This is a genomic window from Deltaproteobacteria bacterium, from assembly GCA_016874735.1.
Lineage (GTDB): Bacteria > Bdellovibrionota_B > Oligoflexia > Oligoflexales > CAIYRB01 > CAIYRB01.
Genome location: VGTI01000028.1, coordinates 20,581 through 35,087, shown reverse-complemented (window position 1 = coordinate 35,087; position 14,507 = coordinate 20,581). Strand labels below are relative to the sequence as shown.

The following is a 14,507-nucleotide window of genomic DNA, read 5'->3' as shown; positions in this document are numbered from 1 at the left end:
TTACGATGACTATATCGTCTCGAGCGGTAACTGCGAAGCCACTTTTTGCATCGCAATCTGATCGATCTCGATGGTCTCGAATAGTGCACGGAAGTTGCCACCACCAAAACCCTCGTCACCCTCGCGCTGAATCACTTCAAAGAAGAGGGGGCCAGCCTTGGCATCGCCAAATTGCCGCGATAGCTCATGAGAGAAGATTTGGAGCAAGTAACCCTTGGCGCTACCGTCGATGAGAATATCTCTGCTGGCCAGGGCTTTCATATCCTCGCGGATCGAGCCGTTGAAGCCACTAGCTTTGAGCCGCGCTGGCACCTTCTCGTAGTAGCTATCGCCGGCAGCCAAGAATTTACAGCCCTCGGCATGGAGCTTATCCATAGTCTTGAGAATGTTTGGAACCAGCAATGCCACATGCTGCACACCACTCCCGCGGTTATCACGGCAGTAGATGTCAATCTGGCTGTTACGAAAAAAGGGTGCAATCGGCTCGTTATTGGCGAACTTGATGCCCGATGCCGGATGCCAGTAAACCTCGGAGTAAAGCCCACTGCCGACAGGCAGGTTAGGATTGACGTCGTTGGTGTGGAACTCGATATCCCAGAACTTTTCAAAGCCAAGCACATCGCGGTAAAACGACGTGAGCGGCTGCAAGGTCCTGACGTTGGCTGTGAAGTGATCGATCTCGGTGAATCCGAGTGGTGACTCGTAGCTGCCCGCACGCTCGTGCATCTCAAAGGACGGCCCAAACCCGTTATAACGCGAATCATCGATCAAGCGGTAGTTGACGTCGTCCAATGCTGAGGCCATGGCAATCTGCGCGAGCTCACCCTGGTCGTCACGCACCACCTGCGTATCGTACAGAAACGTCGCCCGACGCGGCTTCAGAAACTCGATCGCCTTGGTAAGACTGCTGACCCGGAAGTTGAGAAAACCGATCCCCTCGGGATGCGCCCTGAGGTAGTTAGCGGCAACGGACCAGTCTTTGAGAGGTTGCGACAAGATCACGTGAATCTTGCGCCCACCAGCGAGGACCAACCGGCGCATGCCGTCATGAGCCTCGGCCTTGGCCGTGCTGACGCCGATTCTCTTGAAGCCAAGGGACTTCGTATAAAAAGCCTCGGCGCGTGCCAAATCCTGAACATAATGCTCGTAGCTGTGGCAACCAGTTAAAGGTAGGCCCATGATCGTCGCTCCTCTTCGTGAATGCTAGGCGATGGGGAAATTACCTCGTCGCCGTCCACTGCGCAACTATCCCTTGAGGCGGCTTTGCCACCGAAATGACCTAGGCGCTCCCACCCACCCTGTGGTAACATCCAAGGCGTCAAAACTGCGAATACATGCGGATACTGGAGGTTGTGCATGCACGTCGTATGGAAACGGCCTGATGGTTTCCATGGCGCCGACCCTGCTGACTATGTGGTGGTCAATGTCGGGACTAGGGCCAAGATCTGGCTACACCGGAGTGACCGCTCGAATTTTCCGTTCCGCATCGCTGGCGACTGGCAAGAGGCCGAGTCCGGCACCCGGCTCAATCAGCTTGTAAATCTACTCGGCCGCGATGAGCAGGCCTGGCTAGATACCCTAGTCCGTATGTACGACGACACCATGGGTGACGATCCAGGACGCTTTATCGACGACCTCGCACGCTGGGTCAGAGATCTCTGCCACCATCTAAAGGGTGACACCTGGGAAATCGACATTATGACGCACACCATGACCGAGGTCGCTGACCGACTCGGCACGCTGCGCGATGCTTTCGTCGCGGCAGCGCCGAGCCACAACAACTGAGACATCACAAACGGCGACGCAGCGCGCCACCTAACTCTTCAAATCCAGGCTTACCCAGGAGGGCAAAGAGGTTCTTCTTGTAAGCCTCTACACCTGGCTGATCGAAGGGATTTACACCGAGTAGCAGCGCACTAACCGCACAGGCCGTCTCAAAGAAGGCAAAAAGCTCACCAAGGCTCGATGCGGAGAGCTCGCGCAAGTGCAATTCCAAGCTCGGTACACCGCCATCGCTGTGGGCCACCTTGGTGCCGATCATTGCTGCCTGATTGATGTCACTGATGGGCCTACCCTCAAGGTAGCCTAGATCGTCATCATTGTGAGCCGCATGGGGCACACGCAACCGCCGCTCAGAAGCATCACCACTACGAAGTGAGGCCGGCAGTGTCTCGCTGAAACTCAGAAAGGTTTGTATCAGGTTACGGCATCCGTCCTGCACATACTGACCGAGCGAATGGAGATCCGTCGTGTAGCTAAGTCCCGCTGGGAACATGCCCTGACCCGCCTTACCCTCAGACTCACCAAAGAGCTGCTTCCACCACTCGACTACCGTCGCCAGACGCGGTTCGCCGTAGGCCAAGATCTCGACGCGTTTACCCGCCGCAAAGGCGGCACGGCGCAGCGTTGCATACTCGATAACGGGGTGGGTGGCCAATCCCTCACCCTCAAGACTACGGAACAGTTGGTCGGCACCATTGAGGAGACTGTCGATATCAAAGCCGGCAAGGGCTAAGGGCACAAGGCCGACAGCGGTCAGCACCGAAAACCGCCCGCCAACATCATCCGGGACGACAAAGGTCTTGTAGCCCGCGTCACCAGCAAGACGACGCAGCGCCCCCTTATGGGCGTCAGTGGTAGCGATGATGCGTCGCGCCGCCTCAGCCTTACCGTAGCGCTGCTCCATGTGGTCACGAATTACCCTAAAGGCGACCGCTGGCTCCGTGGTAGTGCCACTCTTGCTAATCACGTTGACGATGGGTTCACGTGTCGCGAGAAAATCCAGTAATTCGATGAGGCCAGCCTCCGAAAGGTTGTGACCAGCATAAACTACTTGTGGTGTTTTTGAGGCATTGGGACCGCGGTTTAACGACGCGGCATGGCTGTGCGTCAAGGCATCGACCACGGCGCGACAGCCGAGATAAGATCCCCCGATACCCACAACCACCACCGTGTCGTAAAAACGTCCGATGCCGGCCACGTGCTGCTTCACCTCTTCTGCCAAGGCAAAACCATGACGCCGCGGCCAGTCGTACCATCCCGTGAACTCACCCCCGGCACAGTCACCACGCTTAACCGCAGCTAAAGCTGCCGTAGCGTCTGCTTGCCAGGAGGTGGCGCTAGTTTTTAACTCAAGGGAGAAGAAGCTAGTATCGAGACGAATCATAAGCTGAATCCTTGAAACTTAATCCTTGAAACGTAATCCTTGGAATGGTCCCTCAGCGACCGAGACCACGTGTGAATGCAATTTAGCTAAAACGGCAGGACTCGCACGCACTTCGAACCGAGCCAGGTCCTGAATACTAAAGTCCGTCTCAAGTATCAAACATGACTTATAGATCAGCGACAACAGGGACTGATCATCGGCCGGCACTTCAATGGTGGCGCGGACCAGGTTCTCCTCAAAATACTTGATGATGTAGCGCCGCAGCCGCACCATGTCGTCGTCCCGCAGCGCCGAAACGAATTCACTGTTTTTATAGGCCGCCTTGAGAATCTTCGGCAGCACGGGATCAGCCACTTTATCAAGTTTGTTGAACACCATCAGCGTCGGGATATCGCCGGCGCCAATCTCCCGAAGCACGTCGGCAGTCGTCTGCATCTGGGCGCGAAAGTTAGGATGCGAGGCATCGACCACGTGCAGCAGCAGATCAGCCTCGAGCACCTCGTCCAGTGTCGACTTAAATGATTCAACCAGGGCGTGTGGCAAATTACGGATAAAGCCGACGGTGTCACTCAGAAGAATTTTCGGTCGCGTCGACGGATCAAGTGTGCGCACACTTGCATCCAGAGTCGCAAAGAGCACATCCTCAGCCTGCACGTTGGCGCGCGTCACGGCACTCATGATCGAGGTCTTGCCGCTGTTCGTATAGCCAACGAGCGCCACTTTGAGCTCAGAGAGGCGCGCCTTACGCTGATTCTGCCGATCTTTTTGAATGCCCTCGAGCTGGCGTCTCAGGCGGCTCATCCGCTCCCGTGCAAGGCGCCTATCCACCTCGATCTGCTTCTCTCCCATACCGCGCTGAACACCACCGCCACGTTGCCGCTCAAGGTGCGACCAGGCTCCTGTCATCCGCGGCATCATGTATTCAAGCCTAGCGATCTCGACCTGCGTCTTGGCCTGGGTCGTCCGTGCATGGCGCGCGAAGATCTCTAGAATCACCCCGGTCCGATCTTGGACCTCACAGCCAGTCGCCTCCTCCAAGTTGCGCACTTGGGGGCCGGAAAGCGTCCGGTCAAAAATCACCAGCTTGGAGCCTAGTTGCTCGGCCAGCAGCTTGATGTCGTCTACTTTGCCCTCGCCCACAAAAAAACGTGGCGTCACCTTCTGCCGCTTTTGCACCACGCGCCCACCAACCTGAATCTTGAGGGTGGCAAGGAGCTGCGTCAGCTCGGCAAGGTCGTCCGCCAAGGTGTCGTCCTCGCCTGCGAGTAACACGCCGACGATGATGGCCACCCGCCCCTCCGTGGGGCGGGGATGAGTCGTTGATTCCCGCGTCAAATGGGACCTCCCAGCGCTAGACTCGTAAGGCTAGCCGAAGCGAGGGGCCCTGTCACCTCGGATATCGCTCTAGTGCACGGCAGGACGGAGCGGTGCTCCCCGCATGACCGCCCCCTCGAAGCGGCAGAGTTCGGGCCACCGACTGGCCACCGCGGCGGCACCAAAAATTCGCTCAGCCAACCTATGAAACACGCGGAAATGACCGGCCTCAGACCGGTAAAGCGCGCGGTAAAACTGACTGAGATCTGCGTCAGGCAGCTCCGCCTGACTCAGAATGAGGAACCGCTCGCAGCTACGTGCCTCGATCAGCGCCGACACGAGCAACCGGTCAAGGAGACGTTCAGCCGGCTGCTGCCTGACGACCGTCAAAAGTTGATTGACGTAGGGGTCCTTCTCGTCGGGCAGCAGCGTGAGCCCGCGTTTGAGAATGATCCGGTGTACCTGACCGAAATGATCGAGCTCCTCGCGGGCCAATGTCACCATGGTCTCAACCAGCATGGGCTGATCCGCATGACGCGCTAGGAGCGATAGCGCCGAGGCGGCCGCCTTGCGCTCGCACGAGGCATGATCCAGAAGAAATGCATCAAAATTCTCTTTGACCACTTCAATCCACGCAGGGGGCGTTGCCTCGGTGAGAGGCAGCAGATCAATCTCACTCATGCCGCGTTAGCGTCCTCACGATGGTAATGCCAGCGATTAGCACGTTGTAAGATCTTTAGATCGTTGTGCCTAACACCCACCGCCAAGAGCACTGGCTTAACCTTAGCGCTGACCATCTGCCGCAAATAGAATGGTTGTGCAGCAACGTAATGATGAATCACGTGGGTCGCTCCGAAGTTAAAACAAAAGAGCTGCAGAGGCAAATAGAGCCAGTGGTCCACGATCTGATTCTCGTACCGGACGTCTCCAGCAGGGATATCGCCGGCGTAGTGCACTGAGGTCGTCATCAGGGTGATGGCCGTGTGGCGGACGATTCCCGGCAGGAGCCAGACCACGTTGAGCCATGCAGCGGCACTCCAAAACGCCTCAGGCGCGCGGACGTGCACCGAGGCTGGTAGCACCAGGTGCAGGATGCCTAGGAGCGCCAAAATCACGAAAGTAGCTCCCGCCGGCAGGTTGGATTTAAAAGTTTCGGTTCTACTGAACTCAGGATCAGTCGAGGCAACTGGCCCGAAATACAAGTGCGATCCGAATGGGATAAGGATAGCCACAAGGCGTCGCCAGATCACGTGGTCGCCAAGACCAAGCAGCCGCTCCTCCCAGTCGCCAATTTGCCCGCTCTTTGCATGGTGACGCAAATGGACCTTGCGGCGCCAAATCGGATTAGCATGAAGTTTAACTACCCATATCAGGCGAAAGACGAAATTCTGCAGCTTCTTATGCCCGGCAAAGTAAAGATTATGGATCAGGTCATGCTCGATCTCATGCAGGAGTGACAGACCGAAAGCAATACCGAGCACGGCTACCGCGGTCGGTACGATCGCCAGTGCGTAGCCAACGGCAAGGCCTAGGTTGAGTACCAAGCTAGTGATGATGATGGCGGCACCGATGGCGTTCTGGTGTTGGAGGAGCTTGTATCGCTCGCGCAATCGTCGCTCTTCACCCATAATCGCTAGTCGTACGTCGGCCTTGCTCACGCGCGTTCTCGGAGATCCCTCTTTTGATTTTGGATTGCGGGTCTTCTTGACACCCATATGTTAGCCTCCAGCCGTTTGTGACCTTGACGCTGACTCCGTCGCAGGACTTATTTAGGTATCGGCGTAACCATGGCGATTCGTGAGAGAGTTTTGGGTATTTTGTAATAACCCCAACCCCAATACTCAACCCGTTGAAATCACAAAGTGTTTCAGGCAAAATTAAACGGTGACGCGAGTCGCACACAGGCGTGGATGATGCGCAACATCGAGCCGATGGTTCCGAAAGGGGACTCTGCATGTACGTTGTAATGACCGTATTTTTGTCGCTACTTTTATGGACTGCCGGCTGTACAGGCAGCGGCACCTCGAGTGACGAGGTCGTCAAGAACGACGATGATCAGAAGCCGAATCCCGAGCTTTTTCGCTGCGAGGCCGCCCCGGGCTCCTACCACCAACTCATCATCATTGAACAAGAAGAGACCGACGACGATACCGGTGACGAGGATAAGCTGGTCCGCATACTTTTCGGTGCTAGCGACTCAGGCCAATTTGGGCGGTGCCGCCAACAACCTAATCCCAGTGGCAAGGGCACACAGTTTTTCTGCCGCTCTAGCTCGCAGTCGTTACGCATGACGTGGCCCACTGCGGTCGCTAAAACTGCAGCGATCGTCGATGTTGAGGAAGATTGGCTGTTCGGCGTGCGCCGCTACAAAACCAATTGCAAGCCGGCACACTAATCGTGCCAGCCGCGGACGAGATTGATAGGCGCGGCCGCCGCAAAGCTAATGCGGTCGCCATAGACGAGATCAATCACTCCATGTTGACCGTCGGTGGCCAAGATGGCCGCCGGGCAGCGGTTCTCGATCTCTAGCACGGTCTGCGAGGGATCAAAGAGTCCGCCCTCAATCTCGGGCGAGCCAAGGTCGAATTTGTAGAGCTCCCTGACGCGGTATTGGTACAGAGCATCATCGGGCGGACGGCGTTCGCCACCCGCAGCAAGGATCGCTGCCGTGCTACCCGTAGCGGTCGCCACCCAAATACCACTTGAACGATGGACTTCCTCTTTATCACCGTAGCGCAATCGGTAGCGCGTCGTCGCTGCCGGGTTGGCGTTGGCGTATAGAAAATCATTAAGCACAGGCGTGGTCTCGATCTCGTCACCGACATCGATCCGCTTCACTCTAGCCTTAAGACGATGGACTACAGAGCTCTTGAGACGACTCGTCGCAATGGCCTGAACCAGTGGTTCCACCGCGTCGGTACCAGCCGTACAGAGGTATCCCACACTCAAGGTCGACGAGCGCACACCAGCGATGAGCCCACCGTGAGCGAGTTGGTGCGACGCCGCTAATAGTGTGCCATCACCACCTACGGTAATCACCAAATCGTAAGACTTGCTCCAAGGCCGCGGAAAATCGCGGCTCACCTCGTCCCACGCGAGACCTGCAGCAGCAAGCGCCGTGCGCAGTCTGCTCAAGGTCTCGTAGTGCTCACCATGAGCTTGTTTAAGGCGCGTCAGCGAGTCGCGGGCCACCAGGCCATGGTTGACTTTCGACTCGATCAGAGCGCCGTGTAATTCGTAATTGGTCGTCTTAGTGACGATTAGGACGACCACGAGTTTAGCCCCCGCTCCTGTCCCCAGATTTGGTATCGTCGAGCGCCAGGAAATCAGGATTCAACCAAACGGTCGCGTTTTTCTCGAGATCAGCTTCGACCTTTTTGGCAAGTTGAGCAAAGAGCTGACTGCCCTCTTGCAGCGACGCTGTCTCGGCTAGCTGCTTGCGCTTCGCATCGGTCAGCTTGGACAGATCCGGCTCTTTGCGCTGCTTGAGTTTCAGCACGTAGAAATTGCCACGAACATCGAGGACCCGTGGGAACAATTCCCCGGCTTGACGCAGTCCAACAAGAGCGTCCCCAACATCACTACTGGCACCAATCCCAGGGAGATAACGCGCGTCAGCGTGCACTTCGCCTGTGGATGCCCATTGCAAATGATACTGCGCCAGGAGTTGATCGGCGGGCTGGCCGTCTTTCAGAGCGGCAAAGATTTTGTCGGCGGCCTCTTTGGCAATCTGCGGACGCTTCTCCTTAAGGAGGAGATTTTCGGCAATTTGGCGCTCGGCCGCCTCTAGCGTTTGCTTCAGCTCGGACTTCTTGTCTTCGACCCGGATGATGTGAAAACCAAATGGTGATTCGACGATGCCGCTGAGCTGCCCCTTCTCAAGCACAAAGGCCGCGTCGCTAAAGGACTTGTCCATGGCGTCACGCCCAAACCAGCCTAGGTCGCCCCCGCTGGTCTTGCCGCTAGGTTCATCTGTGGCGCGTGTCGCGATCACCACAAAATCGGCACCTGGGGTCTGCACCTCTTTGAGCAAGTCGTCGGCCAGCTTGCGCGCCGCATCTTTCTCGCGTTTCTCGGCATCGGCAGTCGCATTTCGGGCACCCTTGAAGCTGACCAGAATGTGCCGCGCCTTGATCTGCTCCGGTCTGTTGAACTCGGCCGGGTTCTTCTCGAAGTATTCCTTGGCGCGCGCCTTACCGCTCGTCTCTGCAAGGAACTTATCAACTTCTGCCTGTGTCACCGCGACGTCCATCTTTTGCGGATCGAACTTCAGGAAGCTGAGATCTAGCGTCGTCTCGGTGATGCGGTAATCAAGCTCAGCCGCCTTTTGCGACACGAAGGACGAGTCCGCGACAAAGCGCCTCAGCTTCTGCACCGTCACGCTACGCCGGATGTCCTCAAGAAAGGCCGATTCCGTGTAACCGTTGCTGTCGAGGTAGCGCTTGAAGACCTCGTCTGAAAACTTGCCATCCTCGCCCCTGAAGGCGTCTTCTTGGGTGAGCAGCTGGACAATTTCATCATCGGAAGACCGCAGGCCCAGGGCTACCGCCTTGAGGTACAGGGCCCTCTCATCGACAAGCTCCCGCAAGACCGTGTGCGCCAGGCGTAGCTGACCGGGATCGAAGGCATCTTGGTAGATCCGCTGATACTGGCTGTAGGCCCGCTGATAGGCACGCTGAAACTCGACGCGGCTGATCTGCTCCCCACCCACCTTGGCAGCAACACTACCGCCGCCGCCGCGGCCAAACTTAGCCCCCGTAGGATCGCAGACGCCAAAGAAGGTCATCGCCCCCAAGGCAGAGAGTAACACCGCGTAAGTCCAGAAGTTTTTGTTAAGCTTAGCGCCATCTAAGCCGTTAAGAGCTTTATCTTTTATGCGTGACATGGGCGTAGCCTCTCCCCCGACAATTCAGTGAAACCTCAAGACAACCCACCGTAACCTTTTGCTAACGCTGCTTAAGCTGTAGCACAATTACCCGGTGATGATAAAGTGAAAGACCTAGGACCTTGCCACCCAAAAGACGCGTAAGCGAGGCGCATCTTGGCCGAACACTCGAAAAAGATTTTTGCCGTCGTGCTTTTGGTCAGCGCATTGCTGGCTCCCTTTGTGTTCTTTTCGACATCGATGCGCCCGTGGGAGAACCCAAACGCGGCGCTACTTATCGTGCAGAACGCCATGTACCCCATGGAGCGACTCTGGCAAATCACGGCGCGCGGGATGACCCACGCGTGGGAGCGCTACGTGCACCTTAGTGTCGCCGCTGACCAGAACATGCGGCTGCGGTCGCAACTCGCGGCCATGCAGGCGCGCATCATGGACTACGACGAGCAAGTCCAAGAGGTCGGACGCCTCCGCAAATTACTGGGATTCTCCGGCCGCTCGGAAAAACGCTTGATCGCCGCTGAGGTAATCGGTCACGACGAACTCGGACAGTTTGAGTCGATCAGGATCACGCGCGGCAGTCGCGACGGTGTGCGCGTCGGCATGCCCGTGGTGGCAGCGGACGGTATCGTCGGCAAAATTATTCGCACGGGTCTCAACTACTCGGACGTACAACTCCTCGTCGATCACGACTTTCACCTCGACGTCCTCCTGCAGCGCACACGCGTCCGCGGTGTTTTGTCTGGCGCCGCACACGCGTCCTGTACGCTGCAGCTTCATAAAAGGGTCGAAATTCGCATCGGTGACACGCTGATCACTTCAGGCATTGTCGGTGGTTTTCCTAAAGGTCTTCCCGTCGGCCGCGTGATGCGGATTACTTACGAGACCGATAACGTCGCTCAGTCCGTGACCGTCGAGCCGTGGGTAGACCATAATCGCCTCGAGGAAGTGATGATCATCTTCAATCCTGACCCAGAGTTGGAAAAGATCGTCACCGCTGCCGGTCCGCAGTGGCTCGAGCAAGCCCTCAATATGCAGGCACGCTGATGGAGAAGACAGCGGAACGCATCCACGAATTTTGGGCTGAGGTAAAGCCGCTTTTGCACTTTCGGCCGGTTAGCGGCCAACTCTGGTTTGATACGTTGTTACTCCTTGTCGTGGGGACGCTGCATCATACAGTCCTGCCATCGCTGACGAGTGGTGTCTTCGCCATCGACCTCATGACCCCGTGGCTAGTCACGTCGCTGGTACTTGAAACTTTACCGCGGGGCCTTTTCCTTGCCGGCGTTGGAGCCCTAATCTTAGAGACGCATTCGGCCGCTCCCGCTGGTTTTTACTTGTGTAGTTATTGGGTCATTACTGCGGTCATTCATTTGACGCGTGACACCCTGTCGTGGCGACACATCATGCCGTGGGCATTTACCTACGGCATCAGCCAGCTCTGGCTCGTTTGTTTCAGTACCTTCGTACTAGTGGTCAACTCGGGTACCGGTATTTTCAGTTGGGCATATCTGCGCGTCCAAAGTGAAATGCTTCTAACCGGAGTCGCCATTGGCCTCGTCCTGTGCCACCGGCATTTAGCCACCGGCATTAGTAGCGAGGAGGCTTGAGATGCGGCGCATTTTTCAAGCCGAACGGCGCATCGTCGAAAGTCGCTTTCTCTGGGTCAATTTGGCTTTCATCGCCGTCACTGCACTACTTTTGATCCGTCTATGGTATGTGCAGATATACAAGGGCGATGTTTATAAACGCATCGCCGAGACCAACCGCATCCAATATATCGAGTTAGCTGCTCCTCGTGGTCTGATATTCGATCGTCACGGGCAGGTGGTACTCGGCAATCGGCCTTATTTTGACTTGGTTCTCGTCCCGCAGTTTGTGCGCGACACGCAGACCACCTTTAAGATCCTGGGCCGCCTACTGCACATCCCCGTGAGTGCGTTTGAGCGACGGCTGTGGATGAGTCGCGGCCAACCTAAGTACCTTCCGATCAACCTAAAGCGCAATCTATCGCTGCACGAAGTTGCCACCATTGAGTCAAACAAAATATTTTTACCCGGCGTCGACATTTCGGTCGCTCCTCGCCGCGACTACAAGGTTGACACTCCATCCCATATGGTGGGTCATCTCGGTGAGATTGGTAAACGAGAGCTAATCGCCAACAACAAAGATGGCGGCAATTACCGGGCCGGCGACTTAGTGGGCAAGCAGGGTCTCGAGGCCAGATGGGAAAAATACCTGCGTGGCAAGAGGGGCCACCGCTTGATCCAGGTCGATGCCTTTGGGCGGCAAGTAGAAGGCTTAAGTCGCAGCGGCATCAACCTGCCGCTGGTACCAGCGCAGGCAGGTTCGGATCTCGTACTAACGCTAGACATGGAGTTGCAGCGCGTCACACGCGAGGCCTTCCGCGGTAAGAACGGCGCGGTCGTCGCGATCAACCCCCAAAACGGCGAAATATTGTCCATGGTGAGCGAGCCGGGCTACGACCCCAACCTGTATCAAGGCGGCCTTACCGAAGACATGTACAGATCACTTGTAGCCAATCCCTTTAAGCCCTTTCTCGATAAAACCACCGGCGGTGTTTATATGCCGGGCAGTACCTACAAAGCCGTCGTTGCGCTGGCAGGACTTGAGGAAGGCATCATCAACGCCAACACCACCTTCCACTGCCCAGGCCATTACACACTTGGCGGACAGACTTATCACTGTTGGGAGCACGGTGGTCACGGCAACGTCAATTTACGGCGTGCGCTCATGAAATCCTGCGACGTCTACTTCTACAACGTCGGGGTGGAGCTCGGCGTCGATAGGATTGCCAAATACGCCCAGATTCTGGGCCTCGGCCAAAAGACGGGACTGTTACTTAACTTTGAGCAACCTGGTCTGATCCCTACGACCGCGTGGAAAAAGCTCACCTTCCGCCTCCCGTGGAGCACAGGAGAGACGCCCAGTGTGGCGATTGGTCAGGGCGCTGACGGCGTGACGCCCCTACAGCTCGCCAGCCTTTTTGCCACGATTGGCAACGAGGGTTCTCTGTGGCGCCCCTACTTGGTCAAGCGGGTGATCAACACCATCGGCGAGACGGTGATGCTGCAAGAGCCGGAACTTGTGCGACGCATCGATAAGATCAAGGCCGAGAGTTTCAAACAGGTTAAAGAAGGCCTGATCGCTGTGGTCATGGATAAAGAGGGCACGGGTAAGAACGCGGCAGTCCCCGGTGTTACCGTAGCCGGCAAGACGGGCTCGGCGCAGGTCGTAGGGCTCAGTAAGAACCTGGGCAAAACGCAACGCGACGTCAGCATGAATTGGCGCGAACACGCTCTGTTTGCGGCATTTTCCCCAGCCGATAACCCTGAGATTGCCATTGCCGTCGTGAGTGAGCACGACAAGGTCTCCGGCGGTGGACGCTCGGCCGCCCCTATCGCTGGCAAGATCATCGCGGCTTTCTGGGAGTTAAAAAAACAGCGACAAACCGTCGTCAGTAAGTCCGATGGTCCGCCCCCCGCGGCGCAGCCCCAGTAACGGATCGTTCGTTGACTTAGGATCGGTTTTGGCCCTAGATTCGCGCTAGACGCGGCCGCAGTGCGGCTGATTCATGCACTAGGGAGCCGACTACTGATGGCTAAAGGTGCCCCCCCAAATAGCGCCCGCTCACCCACCCTTTCCCCCGATACACTCGGTGGCCTGGCAGGACGCAAAATCCTGGTGGTCGATGATGCGCGGGATCTATGTCGCCTCTATCAGGCCATTTTAGAGGCGAGTGGGGCTGCTGTAACCTTCACTACAGAGGGCTGCTATGCGTTAGAACTTGTCTCACGCGAAGAATTTGATTTGGTTCTCATGGATCTTGAGATGCCGACCTTGTCTGGCACCGCGGCAGCCCGCGAGATGCGTGAGCGCGGCTACCAGGGCTTACTGATCGCCCTCAGTGGCCACAGTGACGACGGCCACATCCGCGAAGCTAAAGCAGCTGGATACTCAGACTATCTGTGCAAAGATGGCGAACCACTGCAACTAGCGCAGCGGTTGGCAACCTACCTACTAAATCAGTGACTCGATAGCGATGGCGCCCGGTCCGGAGGTCTCAAGCTTGTGACCAATTAAGGTCTCAGCAACCTTCAGGTAAACATGCGCCAAGCCCACAAGTTCACTGGTGGGTACATGAGGCACCGGACCGTGACCACTAAAGCCTTGCGCTAAAAGATAGCGTCGCACGACTTCCTTATCGAGCATATCGGGCGCTTGGCCTTGGACCATGTGCGCGTCGTAAGTTTCCTTGAGCCACAAACGACTGGAATCAGGTGTGTGAATCTCATCAATAACCTTGATCTCACCCGATGGCGTCCTACCAAATTCGTATTTGGTGTCGACAAGTAACCATCCGAGGCGCCCAAAAACAGCCTGACCGTGAGCAAACAATTTAAGAGCCATGGAGCTGATTTCATCCCACTCATCTTGGGTGCACACACCCTTGGCGATCAGCTCAGCTGGCGATGAGTTCTCATCATGCTCGAATGCCGCAGCTTTAGTCGTGGGCGTGATGATTGGTGCTGGCAGTCGCCCATAGGGCACAAGTCCCTCGGGCAGTGTGACACCGCAGAATACACGCTCCCCCAGAGCATAGGCGCGCTGCATGCTACCGGCCAAATAGCCGCGCACAACCACCTCAACTTTAAACGGAGTTGCCCGTTCGACGCGCAAGACGCGCTCATGAGGTTGCCCAATAAAATGGGTAGGGACAACATTCTGCGCCTCTTGCAGCCAATAAGCAGAGATTGCTGTCAGGATCGTACCCTTGTAGGGGACGGTGGCGATCAAGCGATCGAAGGCTGTCAAGCGGTCCGAGTGGACGATGAGAAGCTCATCGCCAACAGTCACGACGTCCCGCACTTTGCCGGTGTAGGTGGGATGATCCATGGCTGCAAGCGCCTTCACCTGCTCAGGTGTCAGCCCGCCATAACTGTGAGCAGCGACTGCGGTCCCACTAGAATCAGCTGAGATTACCGTAAGTAACTCTTGTACGGTCGGCATCCTGCCCTCCTTTTGGTCTAGGAGGAAATAATGTAGGCAAGGTCTGGAGTCAACCAGGCGTTACTGCGGAGGTCCTTGCCAACGGTATAAATTGACAGGAAATTATAATTTCGT

The 14,507-nt window shown here is 56.6% G+C and carries 14 protein-coding genes; 6 read left to right on the top strand and 8 right to left on the bottom strand.

Annotated features, from left to right (window positions below):
* Positions 1 to 9 precede the first annotated feature (9 nt).
* On the bottom strand, positions 10 to 1,179 hold the full coding sequence (locus tag FJ146_11965) for a 4-hydroxyphenylpyruvate dioxygenase (protein ID MBM4252680.1): 1,170 nt from the start codon (positions 1,177 to 1,179) through the stop codon (positions 10 to 12).
* A 177-nt stretch (positions 1,180 to 1,356) separates the two neighbouring features.
* Between FJ146_11965 and FJ146_11960 the strand changes: the two genes are divergently transcribed.
* Complete coding sequence (locus FJ146_11960) at positions 1,357 to 1,785, top strand: hypothetical protein (GenBank protein MBM4252679.1); 429 nt, start codon at positions 1,357 to 1,359, stop codon at positions 1,783 to 1,785.
* A 4-nt stretch (positions 1,786 to 1,789) separates the two neighbouring features.
* Here FJ146_11960 and FJ146_11955 read toward each other — a convergent pair whose 3' ends face one another.
* The 4 genes from FJ146_11955 to FJ146_11940 form a co-directional block, all read right to left on the bottom strand.
* Entirely contained in the window at positions 1,790 to 3,166 is a 1,377-nt protein-coding gene (locus tag FJ146_11955; protein MBM4252678.1) for a glucose-6-phosphate isomerase, read from the bottom strand.
* Positions 3,167 to 3,184: 18 nt separating this feature from the next.
* Complete coding sequence (hflX, locus tag FJ146_11950) at positions 3,185 to 4,501, bottom strand: GTPase HflX (GenBank protein ID MBM4252677.1); 1,317 nt, start codon at positions 4,499 to 4,501, stop codon at positions 3,185 to 3,187.
* A gap of 69 nt (positions 4,502 to 4,570) precedes the next feature.
* Positions 4,571 to 5,161 carry a tRNA-(ms[2]io[6]A)-hydroxylase gene (locus tag FJ146_11945; protein ID MBM4252676.1) on the bottom strand — a complete coding sequence of 197 codons (591 nt, stop codon included), beginning with the start codon at positions 5,159 to 5,161 and terminating at the stop codon, positions 4,571 to 4,573.
* Complete coding sequence (locus FJ146_11940; protein ID MBM4252675.1) at positions 5,158 to 6,195, bottom strand: hypothetical protein; 1,038 nt, start codon at positions 6,193 to 6,195, stop codon at positions 5,158 to 5,160. Before FJ146_11940 ends, FJ146_11945 begins: the two co-directional genes overlap by 4 nt.
* A gap of 239 nt (positions 6,196 to 6,434) precedes the next feature.
* Between FJ146_11940 and FJ146_11935 the strand changes: the two genes are divergently transcribed.
* Positions 6,435 to 6,875 (top strand): hypothetical protein, encoded by a 441-nt coding sequence (locus tag FJ146_11935; protein ID MBM4252674.1) that lies wholly within the window; start codon positions 6,435 to 6,437, stop codon positions 6,873 to 6,875.
* Here FJ146_11935 and FJ146_11930 read toward each other — a convergent pair.
* Entirely contained in the window at positions 6,872 to 7,813 is a 942-nt protein-coding gene (locus tag FJ146_11930; GenBank protein MBM4252673.1) for a hypothetical protein, read from the bottom strand. The two genes, FJ146_11935 and FJ146_11930, sit on opposite strands and share 4 nt — an antisense overlap.
* Positions 7,758 to 9,365, bottom strand: a complete 1,608-nt coding sequence (locus tag FJ146_11925) for a hypothetical protein (GenBank protein ID MBM4252672.1) — start codon at positions 9,363 to 9,365, stop codon at positions 7,758 to 7,760. Before FJ146_11925 ends, FJ146_11930 begins: the two co-directional genes overlap by 56 nt.
* Positions 9,366 to 9,521: 156 nt before the next feature.
* On the opposite strand from FJ146_11925, the gene mreC reads away from it, so the two are divergent.
* The 4 genes from mreC (at position 9,522) to FJ146_11905 (ending at position 13,415) form a co-directional block, all read left to right on the top strand.
* The gene (gene mreC / locus FJ146_11920) at positions 9,522 to 10,409 is read left to right on the top strand and encodes a rod shape-determining protein MreC (protein MBM4252671.1); all 888 of its coding nucleotides are present in this window, start codon (positions 9,522 to 9,524) and stop codon (positions 10,407 to 10,409) included.
* A complete protein-coding gene (locus FJ146_11915) occupies positions 10,409 to 10,972 on the top strand; it encodes a hypothetical protein (GenBank protein MBM4252670.1) in 564 nt (187 codons plus the stop codon). The genes mreC and FJ146_11915 overlap by 1 nt, the downstream gene beginning before the upstream one ends.
* A gap of 1 nt (position 10,973) precedes the next feature.
* Positions 10,974 to 12,884, top strand: a complete 1,911-nt coding sequence (gene mrdA, locus FJ146_11910) for a penicillin-binding protein 2 (GenBank protein ID MBM4252669.1) — start codon at positions 10,974 to 10,976, stop codon at positions 12,882 to 12,884.
* A 96-nt stretch (positions 12,885 to 12,980) separates the two neighbouring features.
* Positions 12,981 to 13,415: a response regulator gene (locus tag FJ146_11905; protein ID MBM4252668.1), complete on the top strand. Its 435-nt coding sequence runs from the start codon at positions 12,981 to 12,983 to the stop codon at positions 13,413 to 13,415.
* Here the strand turns inward: FJ146_11905 and FJ146_11900 are convergent.
* Positions 13,404 to 14,393, bottom strand: coding sequence for a phosphoribosylaminoimidazolesuccinocarboxamide synthase (locus tag FJ146_11900; GenBank protein MBM4252667.1), 990 nt, complete (start codon positions 14,391 to 14,393; stop codon positions 13,404 to 13,406). The genes FJ146_11905 and FJ146_11900 overlap by 12 nt on opposite strands.
* Positions 14,394 to 14,507: the final 114 nt, after the last annotated feature.

Excerpts from the sequence above, each read along its gene's own strand:
- FJ146_11965 (MBM4252680.1), bottom strand. The coding sequence starts at position 1,179 with ATGGGCCTACCTTTAACTGGTTGCCACAGCTACGAGCATTATGTTCAG.
- FJ146_11960 (MBM4252679.1), top strand. The coding sequence starts at position 1,357 with ATGCACGTCGTATGGAAACGGCCTGATGGTTTCCATGGCGCCGACCCT.
- FJ146_11955 (MBM4252678.1), bottom strand. The coding sequence starts at position 3,166 with ATGATTCGTCTCGATACTAGCTTCTTCTCCCTTGAGTTAAAAACTAGC.
- FJ146_11945 (MBM4252676.1), bottom strand. The coding sequence starts at position 5,161 with ATGAGTGAGATTGATCTGCTGCCTCTCACCGAGGCAACGCCCCCTGCG.
- FJ146_11940 (MBM4252675.1), bottom strand. The coding sequence starts at position 6,195 with ATGGGTGTCAAGAAGACCCGCAATCCAAAATCAAAAGAGGGATCTCCG.
- FJ146_11935 (MBM4252674.1), top strand. The coding sequence starts at position 6,435 with ATGTACGTTGTAATGACCGTATTTTTGTCGCTACTTTTATGGACTGCC.
- FJ146_11925 (MBM4252672.1), bottom strand. The coding sequence starts at position 9,365 with ATGTCACGCATAAAAGATAAAGCTCTTAACGGCTTAGATGGCGCTAAG.
- FJ146_11915 (MBM4252670.1), top strand. The coding sequence starts at position 10,409 with ATGGAGAAGACAGCGGAACGCATCCACGAATTTTGGGCTGAGGTAAAG.
- mrdA (MBM4252669.1), top strand. The coding sequence starts at position 10,974 with ATGCGGCGCATTTTTCAAGCCGAACGGCGCATCGTCGAAAGTCGCTTT.
- FJ146_11905 (MBM4252668.1), top strand. The coding sequence starts at position 12,981 with ATGGCTAAAGGTGCCCCCCCAAATAGCGCCCGCTCACCCACCCTTTCC.
- FJ146_11900 (MBM4252667.1), bottom strand. The coding sequence starts at position 14,393 with ATGCCGACCGTACAAGAGTTACTTACGGTAATCTCAGCTGATTCTAGT.